This window comes from Stomatobaculum sp. F0698 (assembly GCF_030644385.1).
Lineage (GTDB): Bacteria > Bacillota > Clostridia > Lachnospirales > Lachnospiraceae > Moryella.
Genome location: NZ_CP130060.1, coordinates 643,565 through 666,561, shown reverse-complemented (window position 1 = coordinate 666,561; position 22,997 = coordinate 643,565). Strand labels below are relative to the sequence as shown.

The 22,997-nt window shown below is 50.0% G+C and carries 18 protein-coding genes; 1 reads left to right on the top strand and 17 read right to left on the bottom strand.

Annotated elements, in window-relative coordinates; translation table 11 throughout:
* Positions 1-89: 89 nt before the first annotated feature.
* The 12 genes from QU660_RS03180 to QU660_RS03125 all read right to left on the bottom strand — a co-directional run bounded on the left by QU660_RS03180 (position 90) and on the right by QU660_RS03125 (position 16,536).
* Positions 90-1,955 (bottom strand): DNA-directed RNA polymerase subunit alpha C-terminal domain-containing protein, encoded by a 1,866-nt coding sequence (locus QU660_RS03180; protein WP_304946895.1) that lies wholly within the window; start codon positions 1,953-1,955, stop codon positions 90-92.
* Positions 1,956-2,353: 398 nt separating this feature from the next.
* Positions 2,354-3,916 carry an N-acetylmuramoyl-L-alanine amidase family protein gene (locus tag QU660_RS03175; protein WP_304946894.1) on the bottom strand — a complete coding sequence of 521 codons (1,563 nt, stop codon included), beginning with the start codon at positions 3,914-3,916 and terminating at the stop codon, positions 2,354-2,356.
* A gap of 33 nt (positions 3,917-3,949) precedes the next feature.
* Positions 3,950-4,789, bottom strand: coding sequence for an SH3 domain-containing protein (locus QU660_RS03170; RefSeq protein WP_304946893.1), 840 nt, complete (start codon positions 4,787-4,789; stop codon positions 3,950-3,952).
* 25 nt (positions 4,790-4,814) lie between these two features.
* Complete coding sequence (locus tag QU660_RS03165; protein WP_304946892.1) at positions 4,815-6,059, bottom strand: M14 family zinc carboxypeptidase; 1,245 nt, start codon at positions 6,057-6,059, stop codon at positions 4,815-4,817.
* Between the two features lie 23 nt (positions 6,060-6,082).
* Positions 6,083-8,173: a DUF3825 domain-containing protein gene (locus tag QU660_RS03160; RefSeq protein WP_304946891.1), complete on the bottom strand. Its 2,091-nt coding sequence runs from the start codon at positions 8,171-8,173 to the stop codon at positions 6,083-6,085.
* A gap of 201 nt (positions 8,174-8,374) precedes the next feature.
* Positions 8,375-8,905 carry a GNAT family N-acetyltransferase gene (locus tag QU660_RS03155; RefSeq protein ID WP_304946890.1) on the bottom strand — a complete coding sequence of 177 codons (531 nt, stop codon included), beginning with the start codon at positions 8,903-8,905 and terminating at the stop codon, positions 8,375-8,377.
* A gap of 35 nt (positions 8,906-8,940) precedes the next feature.
* Positions 8,941-12,090: a DUF3427 domain-containing protein gene (locus tag QU660_RS03150; protein WP_304946889.1), complete on the bottom strand. Its 3,150-nt coding sequence runs from the start codon at positions 12,088-12,090 to the stop codon at positions 8,941-8,943.
* Positions 12,091-12,262: 172 nt separating this feature from the next.
* A complete protein-coding gene (locus QU660_RS03145; protein ID WP_304946888.1) occupies positions 12,263-12,712 on the bottom strand; it encodes a GNAT family N-acetyltransferase in 450 nt (149 codons plus the stop codon).
* Positions 12,713-12,899: 187 nt separating this feature from the next.
* Positions 12,900-13,742, bottom strand: coding sequence for a Rossmann-like domain-containing protein (locus tag QU660_RS03140; RefSeq protein ID WP_304946887.1), 843 nt, complete (start codon positions 13,740-13,742; stop codon positions 12,900-12,902).
* A gap of 263 nt (positions 13,743-14,005) precedes the next feature.
* Positions 14,006-15,343: an MATE family efflux transporter gene (locus QU660_RS03135; RefSeq protein ID WP_304946886.1), complete on the bottom strand. Its 1,338-nt coding sequence runs from the start codon at positions 15,341-15,343 to the stop codon at positions 14,006-14,008.
* 170 nt (positions 15,344-15,513) lie between these two features.
* Entirely contained in the window at positions 15,514-16,164 is a 651-nt protein-coding gene (locus QU660_RS03130) for a GTP-binding protein (protein ID WP_304946885.1), read from the bottom strand.
* Positions 16,165-16,275: 111 nt separating this feature from the next.
* Positions 16,276-16,536: a helix-turn-helix domain-containing protein gene (locus tag QU660_RS03125; RefSeq protein ID WP_330693250.1), complete on the bottom strand. Its 261-nt coding sequence runs from the start codon at positions 16,534-16,536 to the stop codon at positions 16,276-16,278.
* Positions 16,537-16,589: 53 nt separating this feature from the next.
* On the opposite strand from QU660_RS03125, the gene QU660_RS03120 reads away from it, so the two are divergent.
* Positions 16,590-17,051: a transposase gene (locus tag QU660_RS03120; protein ID WP_304946883.1), complete on the top strand. Its 462-nt coding sequence runs from the start codon at positions 16,590-16,592 to the stop codon at positions 17,049-17,051.
* Positions 17,052-17,261: 210 nt separating this feature from the next.
* Here QU660_RS03120 and QU660_RS03115 read toward each other — a convergent pair whose 3' ends face one another.
* The 5 genes from QU660_RS03115 to QU660_RS03095 are packed head-to-tail and all read right to left on the bottom strand — an operon-like array spanning position 17,262 to position 22,949.
* Positions 17,262-17,972: a succinate dehydrogenase/fumarate reductase iron-sulfur subunit gene (locus QU660_RS03115; protein WP_315372709.1), complete on the bottom strand. Its 711-nt coding sequence runs from the start codon at positions 17,970-17,972 to the stop codon at positions 17,262-17,264.
* Entirely contained in the window at positions 17,969-19,513 is a 1,545-nt protein-coding gene (locus tag QU660_RS03110) for an FAD-dependent oxidoreductase (protein WP_304946882.1), read from the bottom strand. Before QU660_RS03110 ends, QU660_RS03115 begins: the two co-directional genes overlap by 4 nt.
* Positions 19,510-20,049 (bottom strand): pilus assembly protein PilX, encoded by a 540-nt coding sequence (locus tag QU660_RS03105; RefSeq protein WP_304946881.1) that lies wholly within the window; start codon positions 20,047-20,049, stop codon positions 19,510-19,512. Before QU660_RS03105 ends, QU660_RS03110 begins: the two co-directional genes overlap by 4 nt.
* Before the next feature lie 10 nt (positions 20,050-20,059).
* On the bottom strand, positions 20,060-20,578 hold the full coding sequence (locus tag QU660_RS03100) for a DUF6921 family protein (RefSeq protein ID WP_304946880.1): 519 nt from the start codon (positions 20,576-20,578) through the stop codon (positions 20,060-20,062).
* 16 nt (positions 20,579-20,594) lie between these two features.
* Complete coding sequence (locus QU660_RS03095) at positions 20,595-22,949, bottom strand: heavy metal translocating P-type ATPase (RefSeq protein ID WP_304946879.1); 2,355 nt, start codon at positions 22,947-22,949, stop codon at positions 20,595-20,597.
* Positions 22,950-22,997: the final 48 nt, after the last annotated feature.

Below are 22,997 nucleotides of genomic sequence, written 5' to 3'. Positions count from 1 at the left end.
GAGTCGTAGTAGAAGACGTGTTATCTACGACTATTATACGCCTTCCAAAAGGCGATGACACGGCCAACGCCAAAATCCAAGCGCCTTTTTTATGCCGCATAGGGCTGAAACCCGATTGCCGCCCTCTTCGCCTCTGCCGATACTTCCGGTGCGGAAAAATCCTCCGGGCGCAGCACAAAGTCATGTGTCACTTCCGTCTCAGTGCCTTTGTCCTCGCCGTAGACACGCAGCGCATAGGAGAGCAGCGCATTCTCGACCAGGTTTCTGCAGAAACGGCCGTTTCCGAAGCCGGACTGCCGCTCTTCCGGAGCAGCAAGCCTCTTGATTGTTTCTTCCGCCTCGGGCGCAAGCGTAAAGCCGCGGCGCTCTGCCTCCAGGGCGGTAATCTTTAGCATTTCCTCGAGCGAATAATCGCAAAAACTGATTTTAAACGGAACACGGGAACGGAGTCCCGGATTTCTCGCAAAGAAATCCTCCATCTGCTTCGGGTAGCCCGCGAAAATCACGACCGTATCCTCCCGGTTGTTCTCCATCTCCTGGACTATCGTATTGATGGCCTCATCGCCGTAACCACCCTCCCAGTGCTCGACCAGAGAGTAAGCCTCGTCAATGAAGAGAACCTTGCCCTTGGCACTTCGAAACACTTCCCGGACGCGCTCCGCGGTCTGTCCCACATAGCCTGCCACCAGAGAAGCACGCCCCACTTCAACAATCTCGGCGCTCTCGAGAATACCGACCTGATTCAGAATCCCGGCGAGAATGCGCGCCACCGTAGTCTTTGCCGTGCCGGGATTCCCGCTGAACTCCATATTGAGCGCCACGCTGAGATTTCCCTTTCCCTGCGCCTTCATTTCTTTCTGCATTTTGGCAAACGCCGCAATTTTTTTAACCTGCATTTTTACCTCGTTTAAACCGATCAGCGTCTCCAGTTCCGCAAAGTAATCCTTCTCGGGGAGCTGACTGATTGCGGGAATGTTCCGGATTTCTTCCAGCTTATACTGAATTTCCCGCACGCTTTTTAATCCCATATTCCGGATACGCCTAAGCTCATCCTCGCTGAGTCGCTTCAACTGCTCCACCGTAAGAATGCCGGCATGTTTCAGGCAGTTATAGCTGCGAACGCTGAGTTCCAAATCTTCAATGAGGATGGGATTTCTGCAGTTCTCAGGCTCTTTCCATTCTTCCGGAACTTCCTCCGCATTGCTTTTCTCCTGCTGCCGCTCAAGCGCGAAGAGCAGTAACAGAAAGCGAATCATGCCCACAGAGAGATAGGATTCGCTGACACAGGGCTTCTTCGTTTCTGTCTCCGCTTCCTCAGAAAGCGCTTGCATCTCCGTTCCCGGGAAGGTGAGCGCAAGCTGCGCGCGAAGACGCAGGCTCATAGCGTTCGGAAGACTCAGTAAAATGCGACCGCGCGTATGCGCGGAGTTCTCACTTCCCGCCGAACTTGCCGCTACCATGCGAAGCCGTCCGCCTTCTTGCAAGAGGAGCTCATAAAACTGCAGAACCAGATCCAAACGATAGCGCTCTTCCGCATCCCTCCGGTAGTAACTTTCAACCGTAAAAGAATTTGATTCCGCGGTAGCTACAGCTTCTCCGCTCGCGGTTTCGGCAAGGGCATATACCTTGTGCCCTTCCGCGAAGAGACTATCAAGCGCCCTTGTCTCTGTCGGCTCCTCCGCCGCGCAGTTCTCAAAAATCCAGCTGTAGTCCTCATCGCTCACCGTCGCATCCGGCGCAGAGAAGAGAAAGAACTCTTGCTTTGCACCGCGCTCCGGTAGTAACTCTACCCCGAGAAAGCCCCCCGCGGGAAGCAATTCCGAAGCCTGTAAGAAACGCTCTGCAGTGACCCCCGACGCCTGATGAAAAGCATACTTCCCATCTGTCGGCAACCGCAACGAAAACACCGAAACCTTTTCCTGACGCCCGAATGCCTTGTCATTCTGATTCTTCATCTTTCTTGCCTCACTTTCCTGTATGCAAACCTTTCTTGTCTGCTTGCTGTCTCTTTGCCTTAACCTTTGCCGTTGTTTTTACGTTGTATTTTTTGTTTCTTGGTCGCAGTCAGTCAGGATACGCGCCTTGGCACGCTCTCTGCGCTTGCAGATCCCGGCGTGCTTCCCCGAGCGCTTGCTCCGAACAGCTGCGGATTCACTTGTCAAGGTGCCACAGGATTTGAGGCAAAACAAAAAACCGAAGCCTCAACAGAGTAAAAATAGGTACACGAATCCTGTGTTTATTAACCTATTCACTCTGTCGAGACCTCGGTCTCAACGTTTTGAATTATGGCCTTATTTTACGCGCTAAGACAGGCGTTGTCAAGGGTATCTTGCAACTCGCAGCCGTAAACCTGTCACCGAAGTTCTTCTACGCCGGGATACTCGCTAAACGCATATTGCATCCCCGTGCTTTCCCCTTGTCCGCTCAGATACTTGTCTACATTCGCCGCGTTGATGTCCACAAAGTTCGGATAATAGCAGGGTGCCGAATAATATTTCTTTGCCCCCACGCGCCAACGCTCCAAAGATTTCTTCTGCTCTGCCGTAACACCGCTCTCTTCTTTGTAGCGTCCTACATACGGCCATCCGATTTGTCCCTCTTCAGGCTCGGAAATCGTCTGATTATTGCTCTGTACTATAGCACTCGTGTAGGCTTTGCCACGCCTGCGACCGATAATCACGGTCTGATTCGCAGGAATAAATACATCCCAAATTTGGAGATTGCTCGGTGGATCATATTCATTAGAATCCAAAGCGTACATCTGTAAACTATCCGTAAAGTAGAAGAGTCTGTCGATGCTGTCGTCATAGCCTGCATCCAAGTCCGTCAATAACTCCCACACCCCGTCGCCGTTGATATCCACAACCGCGAACTGTCCGCCGGGCAGCTTTCTGCCGTTCCAACTCCGGTCGAGGAGTATGCTTCGGTAGGCTTCGACCGCCTTCTCGTTTTGGCTCTTCTCGATCTTCTTGCCGTTTTCATCCAACTGATAGCCGTCCGGGGTCGTTGTCGAGACCAGCATAACGCCGTCCGCGCCGACATAGTAATCTCCTTCCACCCAACGATTCACCGCCATGCTGCCGTCTTCGAGGAAGTAATAGTACTTTCCGTCCAGATTGCGCCAGCCGTTTGCAATGACACCGTTCTCATCGAGGTAGTAGAAGTTGTCGCCGAGTTCCAGCCAACCCGTCATCATCTTGCCGTTCTCGGCAAAGTGATACCAGTTGCCGTCAATCTGCCGCCAGCCGACCACCGGCACCCCGGTATCGTCGTTGTAGTACCAGCCGTTGTCCTTTTGGTACCAGCTGTTCATATGATACTTTTCCGGGTCGAGTTGAATCACGTAGCTAAGCTCCACCGGCTCACCGGCCTCCCCCTTTTGATTGACCGCATAGCACTGCAGGCGATAGGTTCCGTTTCTGCGGAAGCGCAGCGGCTTCTCATAATCCTGCTCTTCCGCGCTCTCGCTCTCGGGCGCTTCCAAAAGGGTATAGCGTATCGAAACGCCCTTACTCGTTAACTCCAGATCCACCGGATCCTCATAACTGCCGGATTCGAGCGATGCTTTGACCGTGGGATTGTAGCGCTCCAGTGCCTCTTGAATCAGCGCTGCATCTTTCGAAGTTTTGCCGGACATCGCCTCAGCGGCGGTCTTTAGAAGCGTGACCGCATCCGCGTGTCGATTGTTTCTCTCATAAATCTCCGCGAGTGAAAGATACGCCTCTGCGCGCTTCGGCTTCATTCGGATAGCCTTCTCGTAGATTGGGATTGCTTCTTCCGTGTCTCCGAGCTGCCACTCCCGTTCGGCCGCCTGCACCGTCCGCGTATAGCGCGTGCTCTCATAGCCCACAAAGACCGCAATGCCGAGAACCAGGCCCGCGGCGAGAACCACAGTGGCAAGCTTTTGCTTTTTCATCTTTCATCCCCCTTTCAATGATGTTTCAGCCACTCAGTAGCTCAGATACTGCGCCAGCGCATAGCCCCGTCTGCCGTTATAAATGACCTCATAGAAACCGTTTTCCGCCGTGCCGACATAGCTCACCGAGGCGCCGAGCGGAATGTGCGCGAGGTCTGCGCCGCTCGTACTCGGAATGCTGCGCAGCGTAATGTACTCGCGGCAGTTCACGCAGTACATGGTACGGTAGCCGCCGCTCGTATTGCTCGATACCGTGCTGCCCGCCGGTCTTTCGAGGCGCTCCGACTCACTCGGCCGATACGACACGAGATAGGAAGCCAGAGAATAACCGGTCACGCCGTTGTAGATGACCTGATAGAAACCGTTTTCCGCACTTCCGAGTACCGTGACCGGTGCCCCGAAGGGAATCTGCCGCAGGGCCCGCGCCTGCGTGGACGGAGATTCACGGAGCGAAATCGACTCCGCACAGTTTGAGACAAACATGGTCTGAGAATAGTTCGCCGCGGTCGTCACAGGAGCAGTCGTCACCGGGGCAGAGCTTGCGACCACAGCTGCCGTTGTCGCGGGCTCGGTCGCCGCAACGCTTGCCTGCGCCGTGAGCGCGGCCTCCGCCTCCGTCACCGCGGAAGCCAGATTCGCAACATCCGCCGCGACCGAAGCGGTATAGTTTCCGTCCCGCTCGCCGCTTGCCTCGCTCTCTGCCGCACGGTTCTCTTCGCGCGTTTCCTCCCGACTCTCCTCGCGCTCCGCAAGCGTTTCGGTCCGCACCGCCGGTCTCCGCGTCGCAATGAGCGCCCCTGCGACAATACCTCCGGACACAATGAGTGCGGATGCCAGTATTACCAAATACTTTTTGCCCGTTCCGGCTGCCATTTTTCATTCCCCCCGAATCAAAAATTTACCGCACGCGCCGCAACTGCCCCTCTTTTAGGAGCTTCAAAGTCATAGGCACCACGTTTCGGTTCTCGCGCCAAATCGCATCCATCTGTGCGGGATCCACCGGATTGCCGCCGTGCCCCGCCTCTATCGTGAGACTCGGGATGCCCATCTTTGAAATGGCCCAGTCCTTATACCCCGCCGTATCGAGCGCCTGAAAGTTGCCGTCCAAGCGATAGCCCGTGAGCTCCGAAACGCGGTTCGCGAGCAGCAAGCTCATGTCTTTCAGTTCCCCCTCCTGGCCGAAGTTCCAGTAAATCACCTCGCCCTGCGTGTGATAGCTGAGCGTCGCATCGAATTGAAACTGCCGCGTCAAATCCGCGAGCGCCTTCGACTCAAGTTCGCACTCCGGCGCCGTGCCCTTATAGTGATCCGCCGAGGCATGCCCCAGATGATCGTTATAGGATTCCCAGAGCGCATCGAAGTTTCGGTTTAAGTCAACGCCGTTTGCATTGGATTTCCACTGCCTTAAATAAGCTTCCGTGAGCGCTTTTCCGTCCTTAGAGGCAATTTGCCGCACCGTCTCCCGAACCGCCTCCGTGCGCAGTCCCTCAATCCCCAGTTGGCTTATGCCGATGCCGTCCGGATTTGCCATCGGAATAAAGTGGATTTCCGTGTTCGAGAGCAGCTCCCGGACAGCCATGTTCTCATAGCTTCCGTTAGCGCTTTGGTCGCTTAGGAGCTGCACCAGCTGCCGCATGACAAGCTGCGCCGTGATGTACTCCCGCGCATGAATCCCGCCGAAGACCAATAGATGCCGCTCTGCCGCCGGGTTGCCCACACGAAAGTCATAGAGCCTGTTTCCGTCCACGGTCTGCCCGATTTCATCCACGCGGAGCGCGGCACCCGCGTTCTTTTGCAGCACAACCATGTCCCGCTGAAACTCTCCGTAGGTATAGAGGCTGCTCTGAAAGCAGAGATAGTCTCCGCTCTGAATGATGCCGAGCGTTGCTTCCGCCGTGCCCGCCGCGGTCGATGCAGGCATAGCGGGTTCTGTCGCCGCTTCCGCGCTGTCCGAAGCCGCTGCCTTTGCCGTGGCAGCGCTTTCGCTCTCGTTGGTCTTTGACTCCGCTGAAGTTTTTGCAGCCGCGCTGCTCTTCACGACCTTAGTCTTTGCCGCGGCATTCGCCTTACTCTCGCCCGCGCCGCAGGCCGCCATGCCGAGTACGCCAAGCGCGCAAAGCAGTAGCCAGAGTTTTCGTCTCATTTCCCCCTTACCTCCTGTCTGTTTTATTCCTCCTCGTCATCGCTTCCGTTCGACTGAATGCTGTCCGGACGCAGCCAGTCGCTGTCCGGCCGCGTGAGAAGACGGCTGTTATTGTAGGCAAGATCCAGCGGCAGCACCGTCTGCCCCTGATACGCGCCGGATTGCAAAGGCTCGACCACCAGCGCAAGATCCACCTGTCCCTCCTCCGAGAGGCAGAGCGGCAGCAAGAGCGAGCAGAGATTTCTGGTCGGGAAATACACCGGGATTGCCGTTTTATAATTCCACTCAACCCGCTTTAAGGTTAAATGAATGGCCGCCTCCAGCCGGTTTTTCAAATTGTTCAGCACAACGGGCGTATTCCGGATGCGCTCACCGAGCTGCTCAAAATAGCGCTTTCTCTCGCTGTCCTTTGCGTGCTTCGGATACACCTCTTCCAATTTGATACCGTCGATATCAAGCATATTCGGCGGGCAATTCTCCTGCAAAAAACGGAGCGGAAAACGCCCGATGCGCTCCACAATGATGTGCGTGTAATCGCAGAGCAGCTGGGTCGAAGTGTCGTAGACCATGTTCCGAAACTGATTTTCAAAATAGTCGGCGCGCTTCGGCAGCGGATAAAAAAGTCTTGCCAAGGTTTTTCCGGACTGCTCTCCCGCGACCACAAAGTCGAGGAGATACCAGTAGGGCTGCGGCGACATGGTGTTCTTCTTAAAGAGCGCGTAGATATACTCGTACTTTTGATCGACCAGGCCGGTATTGAAGGCCGCATACTCCTCGCCGGCATGTCCCGCATCCGCAACATCGCCGTATAAAATTTTGTCTTCGAACACAAGACGCTTAAAGGTGTAGGCAAGATAATTCTTTAAAATAGGGTTATTCTCGGCATCGGCCGCATTCGCCGCGCCGTAATACCACTTTTCCGCCAGCGCCTTTTCCGCAAGTTCTTTGATTTTCAGGTTCGGGATTCTGGCCCAGTAAAAGAGCCAGGAATCCTTATTCGGGAACTTACTCTCAAGCGTTCTGTGCTCGGGCAGGTTTGGCCTCGGCGCATACGGCTTTGCGGCGCTCTTCTCTGCCTTGCCATCTACCTCTCTTCTCTCGTCCTCCCGAAGTCGCGCATAGGCCACCCAAGCCTTACCGCTCGCTGTGGGCTCGTGCTTTAGCTCGAGAAGTTCCGGGAACTGCTCGAGGAAGGGCAGTATCTTCTGAAAGCCGAGCAGTTTCACATCAATCCCGTTTCCCTTGAGTGCCTCACCGATTCCGGCTAAGTTAACCCAGCCCGCTTCATTCGAAGCAGCACTCTGAACCGCCTCGCAAACCTTCGGGCCGAGCACTGTTTTCTCTTCCGCAGAGAGTTCCGGGTGCAATGCTTCTTCGCTTCCCGAAGATGCCTTCGTTGTCTGGGTGCCCGCAGGCGGCACGGACGGTTCAGTGACCGTTTGCTCTGCATCTGCACGCGCCGTATGCTCTGACGGCACATCTCCTGCGTGCCCCGACGGAAGAGCTGACTCCGCAGCGCGGAGCCGCGCATAGGCAACCCAGGCCTTGCCGCTCGGCGAGGGCTCGTACTTTAGCTCGAGAAGTTCCGGGAACTGCTCAAGGAAGGGCCTCATCTTCGGGAAACCGAGTTGCTTCGCATCCGCCCCGTTTTCTTTGAGCAGGGCACCGAGACTCGCGAGGTTCACCCAGCCCTCTTCATTGGAAACCGCACTTCGAAAAGCAGCTTGAATCTTCGGTGCAAGCGCTGCCTTTTCTGCCGCGGAAAGTTCCGGCTGTTCGGTGTCTTCCGGCGAGACAGGCCGTAACGGCTGTTCGGGAGCTTCCGCTTTCTGCCCCACTGTCGCTTCTGAGGTATCAAAGTCCTTCAGCTGCACATAGGATTTTGCGGGAAGCCCACCGCCCGCAGGCGCTCCGTCCACCAGATTTAAAACTGCCCGGAATTCATTCAAAAAATCCCGAAGGCTCGCAAAACCGAAGTCCGCATAGCGAAGCCCCTCTGCCATAAAGAGCGGTTCAAGGGTTGCAACATCCACCATATTGTCGGGTGATGCCTGCCGCCCCCGTATGATATGCCAAACCTGCGGCGTCAATTTTTCTCTTTCTTCCGGATGCATACTGTTTATTCCGCCTTCCTAATAGAAAGCAGCGCGCTCCACGGTGCGTTTTACTTCTTTCACAACACAATTTCCCGCACAATGCCCTGCTTCTTTTCATAAAATATTCATAAATTACCATACTTCCACGGCTGTTTTTCGTCAAGTTGCAAATGTAAAAAGAGCCCGAAACCATGAGGTTTCGAGCTCCAACTTTCACAATTAACGGGCCAAGCGCCGCACAAAGATGCCGCCATCAAAGAAGATATCCTTGCCTTCCGCGTCTTGGTAAAAGGATACCTTCTCTGTTCCGCGGAGTTCAAAGCCGAGCGAGCGCAGCAAACGCAGCGAGGGCGTATTCCGGAGCGCCGTCCCCGCCTCAACGAACGGAACACCCCGGTTCCGCAGGAACCCTAACACAGCCCCCAAGCTCTCCCTCGCATAGCCCTTTCCGTGGAAATCCGAATGAAAGCAATAGCCGAGTTCATAGCCCTCTCCGCATGAATTTAAAGAAAAATAACCTATCACCCTGTTATTCAGGCAAATCGCAAGAAAAATGTGGGCGTCACTCTCCGCAAGCAAATCTAAGCCTGCAACTCGGGTTTGAACAGAGTCATCATCCAAATCGTTCGGCCAGTCATATTGGGCGTACACGGATTTTGCCGCACTGACCCAAATTGCCTGAATATCCTTCCAATCTTCCGCTCTGATCCGCCTAAGGAAAAGGCGCTCGGTCTCTATCGTCTGTATCATGAAAAGAACCTCTCTCATCTGTTATTACAGCAGCGTTATCCGACCACCAGCTTGTTAGTCTTCCTGAGATACTTTGCAGGGATGGGACAATCCAGCTTCCATGTAATATTCATCGGCTTGCTGCCCTCGTGCTTTACATAGTTCGCAATTCCGAGATAGGTATAGGCCGCAGCCGTATTGCTGATGCGGTCCGACTTAAATTCGCGGACAAAGAGTAGAATACGGCTGCCGCGCTCCTTGTGGTGGATGTAACGCTGCCCGGTCGCGGACTGCTCCCCCGTGGTGCTCTGACTCTGCCAGTGGAACAGCGTCTCATTGATCGAGTAATCGTTGTACATGGTGGTCGGCGAATAGTCCTTGTCGGACTTATTCAGGGTCACAAAGAAAACATCCAGTTTTTGCTCCGGAAGCCATTTGACACCCTCGCGGACGGTTGCGGGCTTTAAAAAGTCCATCGCTGCCAGAATCTGGTCCCTACTGTAGCTGCAATGCAAGTCAAGCGGGCAGTCAAAGCTGAGATTTACCGGCTCATCGATAAAATCAATGCGGTCATACTGATAGCGAAGGAGTTTCTGCAATTCTCGCACCATAAGCGGACTTTCCGCAAGCGCTGTGAGCTTTTCTGCCAATGCTTCCCGGCTTTCCTCATCGAAGGCCTTGCCCCAAATGGTCATATAGAACATACGAAACATCCGCCGTTCGAGCGCAGAGAATTCCTCGATTTGGAGTGTCGACAAGTTTTCGAGTAGTTTCAGGATGAACTGAATCCAACGTCTGGAATCCACGACCGCGAACTTTGCCATCGCTTTGGTCAAAACTTCCTCCAAGGGCTCCGTGAATTCGTCCCTTACACCGGCACGCACGGACAGCCGCGAGAAAGAAGTAAACTTATAAAGACTTCGCGGATCCAGGTGGTAATACCTAAGGAAATTTGCAAGCGTCAGCGCCAAACCGCTGTCCTCTTCAAAGGAGGCAATCCGCGCAACCAAGCCTGCTGTGTTTCCATAGGACGCACGAATATTCTCTAGGATATACTTCGCTGCCTGCCGCTCCAGTTGGATATAGCAGCCCTTCGGCGCTGAGACAAATCCGTTTTTAATCTCCCGCGCTACGCTCTGACCGCTGTTCGAGAGCAGGGCGGCAAACTTATCCTCGAAATTATACTTTTTGTTTGCCTGTCCGATAAAGTCGAGAACCGTCAGGCACTCTTTTCCCTCTACGAGCCGGAGACCGCGTCCCAGCTGCTGTAAAAAGATAGTCAACGACTCCGTTGGCCGGAGGAACATGACCGTGTTGATTTCGGGAATATCTACACCCTCGTTGTAGATGTCAACGACAAATAAGAAACGAAGCTCCCCGGAAACCAGGGCACTTCCGGCGCTGCGGCGCTCCTCCTCCGGCGACTTTCCCGTCAATGCCAAGGAAGGAATGCCGTGTTCATTGAAGAAGCGACTCATAAATTCCGCATGTTCCACCGTCACGCAGAAACCGAGTCCCTTTACGTCGTTAATGTCTGTCACATAGTTCAGCATGGAGGACAGAATTAAGTTGGCGCGCTGCTTTGCCACATAACCACTCATACTGTAGATATTTGAGAGTGCGGTCTTATCATAGCCGCCCGCAGCCCACTTTAAACCATCCAGGTCAACGCTGTCGGTCACACCGAAATACTGGAAGGGGCAGAGAAGTTTGCGGTCAATGGCCTCCGGAAGCCGTATCTCTGCGGCAATGCGATTGCTCAGATAGGCGAGAATGTTCTTCCCGTCCATGCGCTCCGGTGTCGCCGTGAGTCCGAGCAAGATTTTCGGTTTGTAGTACGCGAGTAAACTCTGGTAACTCTTTGCAGCTGCGTGGTGGAACTCATCCACTACGATGTAATCGTAAAAGTCTTCCGAAGTCTTATCCGTAAATGCCTGACTGCTAAAGGTCTGTATAGAGAGAAAAAGGTGGTCGATGCTCTCCGGCTTATGATTCCCAACAAACAACTCGCCAAAGTTCGCATCCTTCAACACCGCGCGGAAGGTATAGAGACTCTGCTTTAAAATTTCCTCCCGATGTGCGACGAACAAAAGTCGGCAGGGTTTCCCGGGATTCTGCTTCCGAAAACGTCGGTAATCAAGCGCAGAAATCACGGTCTTACCCGTACCAGTTGCCGCCACAACCAGATTGCGGGTATAACCTCGGATGCTCCGCTCGGCCTCCAGCTTATCCAGAATCTCCTGCTGATAAGAATAGGGCTGAATGTCCATCGTGTAGACTTCGGTCGGCTGTTCTCCACTGTACTTCTCAGCCTGCAAGGCGCGGCTTAAACGCTCTTTCTGTCCCTCATCGTAGTATTCAAATTCCTTATCATTCCAGTAGAACTCAAACGTAGCTGCGACTTTTGCTATGGTCTCCGGTAAATCCTGCTTGGTAATCTTGGTATTCCACTCAAGCCCACTCGTCAAAGCCGCGTTCGATATATTCGAAGAGCCCACATAAGCCGTGGTAAAACCGCTGTCGCGATAAAAGATGTATGCCTTCGCATGAAGTCGCGTAATCTTTGTGTTGTAGCTGACTTTAATCTGTGTGTTGCTGAGCTTCCTTAGCTCCTCAATGGCCTTGACATCTGTGGCACCCATATAGGAGGTCGTGATAAAGCGCAGTTCCCCGCCATTTTCGGTGAAGTGCTTCAGCTCGTCCATCATGAGCCGCAAGCCGCTCCATTTGATAAACGAGACCAAGATGTCAATGCGATTGCTGGATACAATCTCCTTTTTGAGCTCGCTGTACATCTGTGGCTCATGTACAGCTCCGGTGAAGAGACTTGATTGCGCAATCGAGGTCTCCGGTCTCACGAGCTGTGCCTTTTCATCCAGTGCGAGGATGCTGTTCTTCCGGTCAAAGAGTGCCAGTAATTGCTCCGCACGCTCCGCTACGGAGAGTGCGGCAAAGTCAGCCTCCTTGGTTCTTTCCAAAATGGCATCAATCAAGTGATTTGCAAGTGCAACCTGCTCCTGTAAATCAGCCCCCTGATCCTTCAGATTCTCCATGCCGCGCTCCACAACCGTGGCGACATACTTAGCAAGAATTTTAGAGGCCTCTGCGGTATCGATTGGTTCCGTCAAGCTGTACTTATCACTCTTCTCTAGTTCACGCTCCAAGCCCTTGCTGATTAGTTGTTCATAGATTCCATCATACAGCACGTTTTACCCCCGGTATGAATCACTGGTTCATTATTTTCCTATTGTGTCAACAGCCAAATTTCTATGTGACTATCTGATCACTTTACAGGTTAAATTATGGACCTGATTCATTCAAATCTCAAGATCAAGTACGGGACCATATTCAAATATAATCTGTTAAAAAAGACCGGCTCTATTCTCCTATCTTCTTAAATAACCGCGCGCTCCAGAACTGCATCCCCAGTTCATCCAAGTAAAAATGTAAAATCGCCTTGCTGTTCTTACTCGCAGTACTGAGCACGATAAATTGCACGTCCTTTTTGATTGTTTCTTCCGCAAAGCGAAACAGCGCTTCGCCGATTCCCTGCGAGCGCTTTTCCGGAACAACATACAACTCCTCAACTTCAAAGTACAGGGTTCCCTCCGGCATGATAGATTTCATGTTCTTCGCAGGCTCAATCTTGCCGAGCAGGTACGCTTCAATTCCGTCTTCATCCTCCGCGAGGAAAATCCGCTTCCCCTCGATGTCCGCTTCCGTATTCGGATAATAGCCGTAACAGTTCTGTTCCGCCGCCCACTGCGCGGACAGCTGTATCAGTTTTTCCAGTATCTCAGAGGATTGCTCTGCCTCATATTGTTTCATGTTCATCCTTCCGTACTTACATCAACAACGCACTGCAGAAAAAGCGCACTGCAACATATTTCTTTCAATTTACCTTAGTTCCCGTACCGGCTTCCGTCAAGTCAGAAAGCAAGAGATACTTGTATACCTGCTGCAATCCGAAAAACAAAAGGCAGCCCTTTATCGGGCTGCCCTGCTACCCCCCGGATTATTTCCGGCGCAGAATATATAAATCCATGAATTTTAAATCTTCGCCCACGGGGAGCGGCGCAAGCTGTGCCTGCAAATAGCTCTCTTTATCGCGCACCGAGGCACTGAAAATATAATTGTAGCCGAGATCAAAGAGATATGCGGGGCAGAGCTCATTGCTCGGACCGTAAATGCCGCGAATCTCTGCCTTCTCACAGCAGGCCAGGATATCCCGGTAACTGTCATTGACGATCGTGCATCCTGTCATAATAACCATGTCCAGAGTCTTTAGCACCTCCGCATAGTCGATTGCGCTCTTCCCGAGATGCCAGTGAATCCCCTCCGGATAGATTTTCATGCCCTCTCTCCCGATGCGGTAATTCAAAAGTCCTTTCTCCGGTCGCAAATCAAAGGCATGAAACTCCTTGCATTTTCCGAGGAAAAACTGATTGTAAAGTCCATAGCCTATAATACCGACTTTCTTGCCTGAAACATCATAGGGAAACTGCAATCCCGGCTCACGCACAATTCCCTGCTCTAAGAGACGCTCTGCGGTGTTGAAGGGCTTACTCATCAAATTCAACAGTGCGACAAGCGGCTCTCGAAGCGTCTCATCATCCGCCGCAAAAAGGTTCTCAATCACCTGATTAACCGGCTTTCCGAGCTCTTTTGACAATACTGCCTGATACGCCTCCGGGCTCTTCTCCTTACCCACACGTAAGCACTGCGAGACCCGGCCTCTCGTATCTGCGCACATGAACCAGCGGTACTCAAGGATAAACTCATCCAAAACCGGCATTTCTTCCCGCTCGGTTTCGTATAGCTTTCCGAGCCGTTCATATATCTCTTTTAAATCTTGCATCGTATCACTCCCTTCATAAGAACATTTGCCGCTAACGACACTGCACTGTTTTCCGGCGGAAAAATCAAACCGTAATTTCAAGGCTTGTCCTTTGCAACGTTTGAGCAGCGAGTTAAGTAACGCTAATAAGAGTTTATCGCATTGCGTTGCATCTTTCCACCGGAAAATCAGTGCGCATAGATAATTGTTGCCGCATCAAAAAGACAGCCTCTCACCTTCGTAAGAGGCTGTCTCGAATGCAACGTAATCCCTTTTCCGGGTGCTTAGGCCTGCACTTTCCTTTCGGGCCACGCCTTCCTGAGCGCAATATAAGAGATCAAAAAGTTCGCAAACCAGCCGGCCGGAACCGCGAGCCAGACAAAAGCGATGCCATAGCGCGGCGCAAAGAGCAGCGCAACCGCGAGGCGAATCGCGAGATTCACGAGATTCGCGATGAGGAACGGACACATCTTGCCGAGTCCGCGAAGCACGCCGTCCGTCGCCATTTTAATTCCCATGAAGAGGAAGAAATAGCCGAGCCATTTCATGTATTCTCCGGACACCCGATACGCGAATTCCGTTCCGTCCTTTCCGAGAAACAGCGCGGAAATGCGTGTATGCAAGCTTTCAATGATCAGAAACGCAAGTAAAGCAAAACATGCATCCAACAGCAGTGCGGCACGATACCCTTTCCGAATCCGCTCCGTCTTCTTGGCACCGAGGTTCTGGGAGACAAAGGGAGAAACCGCATTGCCGATGGAAACAAAAATCAGCGAAAAGACATTCTCGACCCGCATGGTAGCCGCATACCCTGCGAGTGCCTGGGTTCCGAAGGGATTCACAACCGCCTGAACAATCATCATCCCGACGGAGACGGTGGACTGCTGGAGTACAGACGGGACCGCAATCCGCAGCATGGACTGTAATTCCTGCCTGTCAAAGCGACGAAAACTTCCCTGATATCGCTTCATCCGGCTCAAAAAAAGAAGGAGCGATAACACTGCGGAAATGCCCTGTGCAATCAATGTCGCAAGCGCTGCGCCGAACACGCCGAGTCCCAGTCCCGCCACCATCCGGTAATCCAACCCTATATTGAAAGCCGAGGAAAAAATCAAAAGTCCCAGCGGAATCTTGGATTCGCCTATGGACGTGAACATGCTCGAGAGAATATTGTACATGAACAAAAACGGAAAACCGACAAAATAGACACGAAGATACAACACCGCCGTGTCCAGGATGTCATCCGGCGTCTGTAAGACGCGCAGCATCCGCCGCGAAAAGCAAAAGCCGATGATGCCGAGGCATATGCTGAGCAGCAAAAAACTGATAAGCGAAGTCGACACGATGGTCTTCATCTTGTCGTATTCTTTGGCCCCGAAATAGCGACTCACCAGCACGCCGGCACCGACACCTGCGCCGAGGGCCACACAGATGAAGACATTCGTGAGCGCCGCACAGGCACCGACCGCAGCGAGGGCAGACGATCCCACAAATTGACCGACTATAATGGAATCGGCCATGTTATAGACCTGCTGAAAGAAGCTGCCGAGAATCAGCGGCATCGCAAAAACTGTCAGCGCCTTGAGCGGCGCATCTGTGATCAAATATTCATCTTTTGACATTCAGTCATCCCCGCAGTCTGTGCATCATCCTTCCTTTCGTCACATTCTTCTTAAATTATAACATAAAAAAGAGACCCTCCCCTACCTCTCGCCACCCTGCGAACGTGTAGATCGGAAAGTCTCTTAGCTCTGATTTGCTGCGGCGGTGAAGCGTATCTTTCCGCGCTGCGCTATGTTTTTTGATGTATCACACGGCGTATCGCCTGCTTCGTCATTCCATGCCCTATGAAGACCGCGACAGCATTTTGATCTGTCTCTTCCGCGGACTCGGTATCTTCGAGACGCACGCTGTAGCGTCCGTCCGCCACGTCAAAGCGAAGCGTACAAGCCCCGGCCGGAATCAACCCTTTGGCACGAATGATATTTCCGTAGTGCCCGCGTATCAGCGCTTCCAGAAACAGTAGAAACGGTTCCGGGGTGTCTACATAGGCTTTCTCCATCGAAAACGTATCCGGTAATTGCGTTTCCGCTTGCGGCGTCGAGCTCCCGGTCTCCGATTTCGGCTCGCTTACATCGGCCGCGCCGGTCAAAAGTTTCTCCCACCACGCTTCTTCCGCGTCCTTATAATGCGTCGGACATATCTCGGCACTCGGATTAATCTTCCGCAATTCGCCGATTAAATGCCGCACTTCTTCCGCGGATGCCTGTTCCATCTTGGTAATTGCAAGATACGAGGCATTGCGAATCTGATCCAGGTAGAGTTCCGTATATTCGGCGCGATAGCGCTGAAAACTGAGGCCGTCCACCAGAGTCAGCGGCTTTAAGATCTGAATGCACTCATAAGTGATGCGATTCAGGCTCTCTATGACATTGGACAGCATGCCCACGCCGTGTAGTGGTCAACCCTTTTTGTAACACCACTTCTTAATGCTACACTCCGATCTCTTTTCAAACGGAGTCAGATATCCGTTATTCAAGAAAACGATATGTCACTAATCGATTTCCTTCGCGAAGAATGCCGCTGCTTTTTTTAAAAAGCTGTTCTCCTTTTCCAATTCGGCTTTTTCACGCCGGAGACGACGACGTTCTTCCATCATCTCCAACTGAGACTTCTCCTCATCATTGTTCTGGCATTCTTCGCGATACGAGCGTACCCGGTTGGAAACAGTGGCTCCGGATATGCCGTACTCAGCCACAAGGCTGGCAATCGTGCGCCCATCCTGAATGTGCGCACGAACAACTTTTCGTCTGATATTCGAGTCATGCGCTTTTCTTCTCTGCTGACATTATAATCTATCAGGCAGAGGTGTTACAAATTCACTGTACCACTACAGTATCAAAGTCCTTGTGCTGCGATGCAGAGTATGCCAAAGATGGGACAGTGCGAGAAGTCTCTGTTTCCCGCTGTGAAGACTGCTCGGACTGTCCTTATCGTTCTGTCTGCTGCAAGACAAAAGATGAGAACAGGAGAAAAGAGATCTACGTCTGCTGGGAATTTCAGAAGATGCGTCAACAGTCTTACCAGAATATTACCACCGAAGAGGGAAAGCTGCTTCGTTGCAACCGTTCCATTCAGGCGGAAGGAACTTTCGGACAGCTCAAGCACAACCGCAGCTTCAAACGCTTCCTGACTGGTGGAAACATTAAAGTTCTGGCAGAGCTACTCTTTCTGGGGCTTTCTCAGAACATTGCTCATTTCATTTCCAAGTACAACAGAGGTTTACAGAAACAGCATCTCCTCCAGCCAAAGGCCTACTTGAAATTTTGATTTTCTGAAAATCGAAAAAACAGACTCTTCCAATGACACCAAAAAGTCGGAAGGGTCTGCTTCTGCTACCTGAGTTTTCAACATTTTGCTCGTTTGACGCTGGTTTTCTACGTCTTTGCGCCGAGAGTGCAAGAAAAAGGGCTGTTGCACTGGCTTTTATCCTTGTGCAACAGCCCCTTCATACATTCATTATAGCTTTTATCATCCATTTTATTTGCCCCAAGCAGCCGCTGCATTCGACCTTACAAGCAGTTCTTCCACAGGCAGACCAATCGGACAAATATCATGACAAGATAACGACTTCCCGCATCCCTCAAAATATTTCTTCTTATATTCAGCAGAAATCTCATTCAAATGAGTGCTTTCCTGTTCTTCATTCAGAATCCGAAATGCGTTGACTGCAGCAACAGCGCCTGCGAAAGTCCCATTTGCAGAGAAGTTAGGACACACTTCAAGGCAGCAGCCACACATCAGACAGCGTGCCGACTGGTATCTCGGTTCATGTGTCCACGAACTCATATAAGCTTCACTTTCAAGCCAAAGGTTCAGTTTTTTCAAATTTTCAAACAGATTTGACCGGTCAACGATCAAATCTCTTACAAGCGGAAATTTGCTTAAAGGTTCCAAGGTAATTGTAGAACCTTTTAACGTATGTAGAAATGTAGAGCATGCCAGCCTCGGACGTTCGTTAATCAGCATGGCGCAAGCCCCACATTTTCGCACCATACAGCTACATTCCCAGCTGATGGGAGTAACTATATTCCCTGAATTATCTTTCAAAGGGGTTCTACTGTTCAATTCCTTTAGAACATTGGCAACAGAGCTGTTTTTGCTTCCGTCAACCTCAAATTCCTGCCAATAACTGTCTGATTTCTGACTCTCCTGCCGCCTGATTCTTATTTTATATACCAAGTGAATCACCGCCTTTCTGGAACAGGTACAAAGGAAATCTGTATCTGCTTTCCATCAAATCTGGCTACCGTTGTTTTAAGGTAATCATCGTCATTGCTCTTAGGATAATCCTCCCGCCAGTGTGCACCACGGCTTTCTTTTCTTGCAAGAGCACTCTTTAGAACTGCCACGCCAAGCAATGGAAGATTTCCTGTCAGCGCTTGTACCGTTTGAATCCCATTTAACAACGTATTCTCATTTCTGACAACGCCCATAGTCTCCTGCATCACTTTGTTTAATTGCTTTATTTCTGAAATTTGAGACGCTGGTGGAAAATCTATCTGTGTCGCACAAGATAGATCTACTACATCTGCCTGTTCGCATGCTGATTTTGCCGCAACACGTCCTCCGTATAACGCTCCTAACAGAGAATTTCCGCCAAGACGGTTGGCACCATGATATTGGGCACAGCATTCTCCGGCAGCGTAAAGATTCTGAATCGGCGTTCTGTGCTGCTCATCCACCAGAATGCCTCCCATAAAATAGTGAATTCCCGGTAAAACAGACACCGGTTCCTTTCGTATATCTTTATGCAGATAGGTCATACAATCGTCTGCCAGGCCAGATAGCTTATTTGAAATAATCTCGTCCGATATTTCCGTCATGTCAAGAAATACCTCTGATTCATGGCTGACCTTCCATATCTCTCTGGCGGTAATATCTCGTGGCATCAGATTTCCAAGCTCCGGGTATTTTTCCTCCATGAAATACCATTGTTTTCCATCTTTCATGGCAAACAACCTGCCACCTTCCCCTCTGGCCGCCTCGCTGATGAGCATGCGTTTTCCACCACATTTCACAGTTGTCGGATGATACTGGATCATCTCGCCATTTGCCAGAGAAACACCAAGCCGGAACAATTCTGCGGTGACTTCTCCTGTATTGCTCAGCGAACCCGTTGTATTTCCAAACAATCCGTGCATACCACCGGTGGCAACAATAACCGCATCCCCCGGTAATTCCACAGTCTCCTGACTGTATTCATCCCTGATTACGCAGCCACAACAAATATTGTCACACAGACGAAGTGTTAGGAAAGAATGATGGCTGAACCGTTCTACCATACCAGATGCTTCTTTCCTGCGAACAGCGTCTATCATAGCTGTCATAATCTGCTTCCCGGTATCGCTCTGCGCAAAAGCAGTCCTTTTCTTTTTCTGCCCGCCAAAATTCCGCAGATCCACATCATCATAGCCGCTCATGTTAAATTGAACTCCAAGTTTTAACAGCCAGTGCACCAGCTCCGGTGCTGCCTGTGTCATTCCCCAAACTGCATTTGGGTCTGCCAGACCGCAAGCCGCCTTGATTGTATCTGTGAAATGTTCTTCGGGACTGTCGTTTTCATCTTTTGTATTCAAAGCTGCGTTGATACCGCCCTCCGCCATAACAGACTGCGCCCGCTCTGATGGAAAGGAGGAAACCAGTTTTACATTGCATCCATTTTCCGCTGCCTGCAAAGCCGCTGAAAGTCCTGCCAGTCCAGCACCTATAATAATAATTGTCTTACTCATAGATATTGCCACCCAATATAATAGAAAATAACTGAGCCCGCTATAAACAGAAGGAGTACCGAAAGAATCAAATAAATATCACCCCTTCGTTCTTTATAACTGATGATTCCCAGCGATACGAGCAATGGGCGGATATTGATAAAAACATGAATAAAGATTGCCGCCACGAACAAAAGCTGAGTTACCATCTTTACCGTTGTAAAAGGGAACAAAATATATGTCCCATTCTGCACCTTTCCAAACAAGCCAATATGGAAGAACAGCAGGATCAGTATTGCCATCCCACTGGCTCGTCTCGCCCAGAATATGGCGTTCTGTTTCAGATACATTTTTCCGGATTGTTTCGCTGCCCGTAAACTCTGAACTGTCAGGACGGTACCCATCACCGTATGCACAACAAGAATACCAACACCAATCCATGCAAGAATTTTCCCTGCACTACTTCCAACTCCGTTCAGCATAAAGCTGCCCATGATTCCATGAATCATAAAAATGAGAAGCATTAAAACAGACAAAATCGTATTCCATTTTCTCATAAATTCCCGCTCACCTCATTTCTTCGCTGTCCATGATCATATAGTCCATCTGTGTTAGCGTTGTAACGTCAATAAAATCATCCGATGCCAGGAATACATCATACTTTCCACTTACCACTCTTGATAGCATCATTGTGTTACTGTACTCTTTCAGATCTACGGAGAAACCGGCCTGTTTCAACCTGTCACAGAGTTTCTTAGCATAACTGACAAGCGGATAATCCGTCTCAGATACATATAACCGAAAACTAATGTCCGTTTTCATGAGATCTGTTTCATTTGTTTCCGAATCGTCCAGTGCCAATTCTTTTAATTTATTCCGGGTATTCTCGTTGTCGAGACCATCTGACACCATATTAATGCCGAGAACATAAGAGCCTTCCAACTGTGCGGAGGCTTGAGCCGCCTTTTTTGACTTCGGTGTTACTCCTGTGACTGCATCAATCATAGAAAGCGGTGAATGTAAAATGGCACCAAACCCTACAAGAAAAACAATCGTAACAACTAACAGAATCAGTTTTCGTTTCACATTTCCACCTCATTTCCTATTTTTTCAAAATTCTCATTGCGTTCAAAACAGCAATTATGGTAACGCCTACATCACCAAATACAGCTTCCCACATTCCCGCAATACCGAGAGCGCCAAGAATCAGGAACACACTCTTAATTCCAAGAGCAATCACTATATTCTGCATGACAATCTGTTTTGTCGCTTTTGCTACTTCAATCGCGTCCACCAGCTTAGACGGTTCATCTGTCATCAGAACTACATCTGCTGCTTCAATGGCCGCATCCGAACCAAGCCCACCCATTGCAATACCAACATCTGCACGTGCAAGGACAGGAGCGTCATTGATACCATCACCAACAAAAGCCAATTTGCTTCCCGGTCTCTTTTTACTATCTAAAAGCTCAACCTTTTCCACTTTTTGGTCAGGAAGCAGCTGTGCATAATATTCATCCAACTGCAATTCTTCTGCAACGGACTTCCCAATTTTTTCATCATCACCGGTAAGCATGACTGTTTTTTCCACGCCGATATGTTTCAGGTCAGAAATTGCTTTTTTACTGTCCGGCTTCACTTCATCTGTTATCAAAATACATCCTGCATATTGACCATCTACAGCCAAATAAACTTTTGTACCTGCGTTTTCACAGGTTGTGTACTCTATACATTTTGTATCCATAAGTTTCGTATTGCCAGCAGAAACTTTCTTTTCCCTTGCTATTACACTGATTCCATATCCTGAAATTTCCTTATAATCAGAAATCACTGACTGATCAATTTCTTTTCCATAAGCAGCAAGAATGGATTTTGCAATAGGATGGTTAGAAAAACTCTCTGCCTCTGCCGCATACTCCAGAACCTGTTCTTTTGAAAATCCATTTGCAGGCAAAATATCCGTCACATTGAAAACACCTTTTGTAAGTGTTCCGGTTTTATCGAACACAATAACGCTGACATTATTAAGCGCCTCTAAATAATTACTTCCTTTTACAAGAACACCTCGTTTAGATGCCGCACCAATGCCTCCAAAGAAAGTCAACGGGATTGAAATGACCAATGCACATGGGCAAGATACCACAAGGAAAACAAATCCTCTGCGAATCCATTCTGTCCAACCTCCACCAAGAAGGATCGGTGGCAGAATTGCCAGAATAGCTGCTAAGATTACAACAACAGGAGTGTAATAACGTGCAAATGTAGTAATGAAATTTTCTGTTGGTGCTTTTCTACTGGACGCATTCTCCACAAGATCAATAATCTTTGAAGCAGTAGATTCACCAAATGCTTTCGTTGTCTTAATCGTTAAAACACCCGTCTGATTCATACAACCGGAAAGTGCTTCGTCTCCTTTATGAACGCTTCTCGGAACCGATTCTCCAGTTAAAGCCCTCGTATCCAGCATAGAATCTCCATCCAATACCACACCGTCTAATGGGATTTTTTCACCAGGCTTTACAATAATAATCTCACCAATGGCAACACTTTCAGGAGATATGGTAATCAATTCTCCGTTCCTTCTGACTGTAGCACAATCCGGACGTATATCCATTAAATCTGATATAGATTTTCTGGAACGCTTAACAGCCAATGACTGGAAAAATTCACCAACTTGATAGAACAGCATAACAGCAACTGCTTCCGGATATTCACCAATGACAAAAGCACCAATCGTAGAAACGCTCATTAGAAAATGTTCATCAAACACACGTCCCTTTGAAATATTCCTCACAGCCTGCCATACAACATCTCCACCAAGAATAACATAAGAAACAATGAGAAAAGCTAACTCGATAGGCAGTGGCACTTTCGCAAAAACAGTCAATGCCATACCAATAGCATAGATTGCTGCGCCAATCGCTAAACGAATCGTCAACTTCTTGTCCTCATTGTTATAGGATTCATTGGCCTCCTGCTTTTTTTCCGGTATATAAGATTCCTGTACAATTTCAGAAACTTCCACATCGGGCTCATGACTATGAACAATCGTTTCAATCTGACTGGCTATCGTATCTACGGCTTTCTGAGTAACATTGATTGTAAGCGTCTGCTTCATCAAATTTACAACTGAGGATTGTACTCCATCCAATTCTCCGACTTCTTTTTCAATTTTTGCGGAGCAGTTCGGACAGTCCAAGCCCTTTAACAAATAACTCTTTGTAACGGGGATAATTGTTTCTTCCTGAACCTCCACACCCGGCTCATGGCTGTGGACAATCGTTTCAATCTGACTGGCTATTGTATTTGCGGCAGCTGAAGCAACATTGATTGTCAGCGTCTGCTTCATCAAATTTACAACTGAGGATTGTACTCCATCCAATTCTCCGACTTCTTTTTCAATTTTTGCGGAACAATTTGGACAGTCCAACCCTTTTAATAGAAATATGCGTTTCATGATAATCTCCTTATAATTTGTTTAGTTGTTCAATCACTCAACTATAAT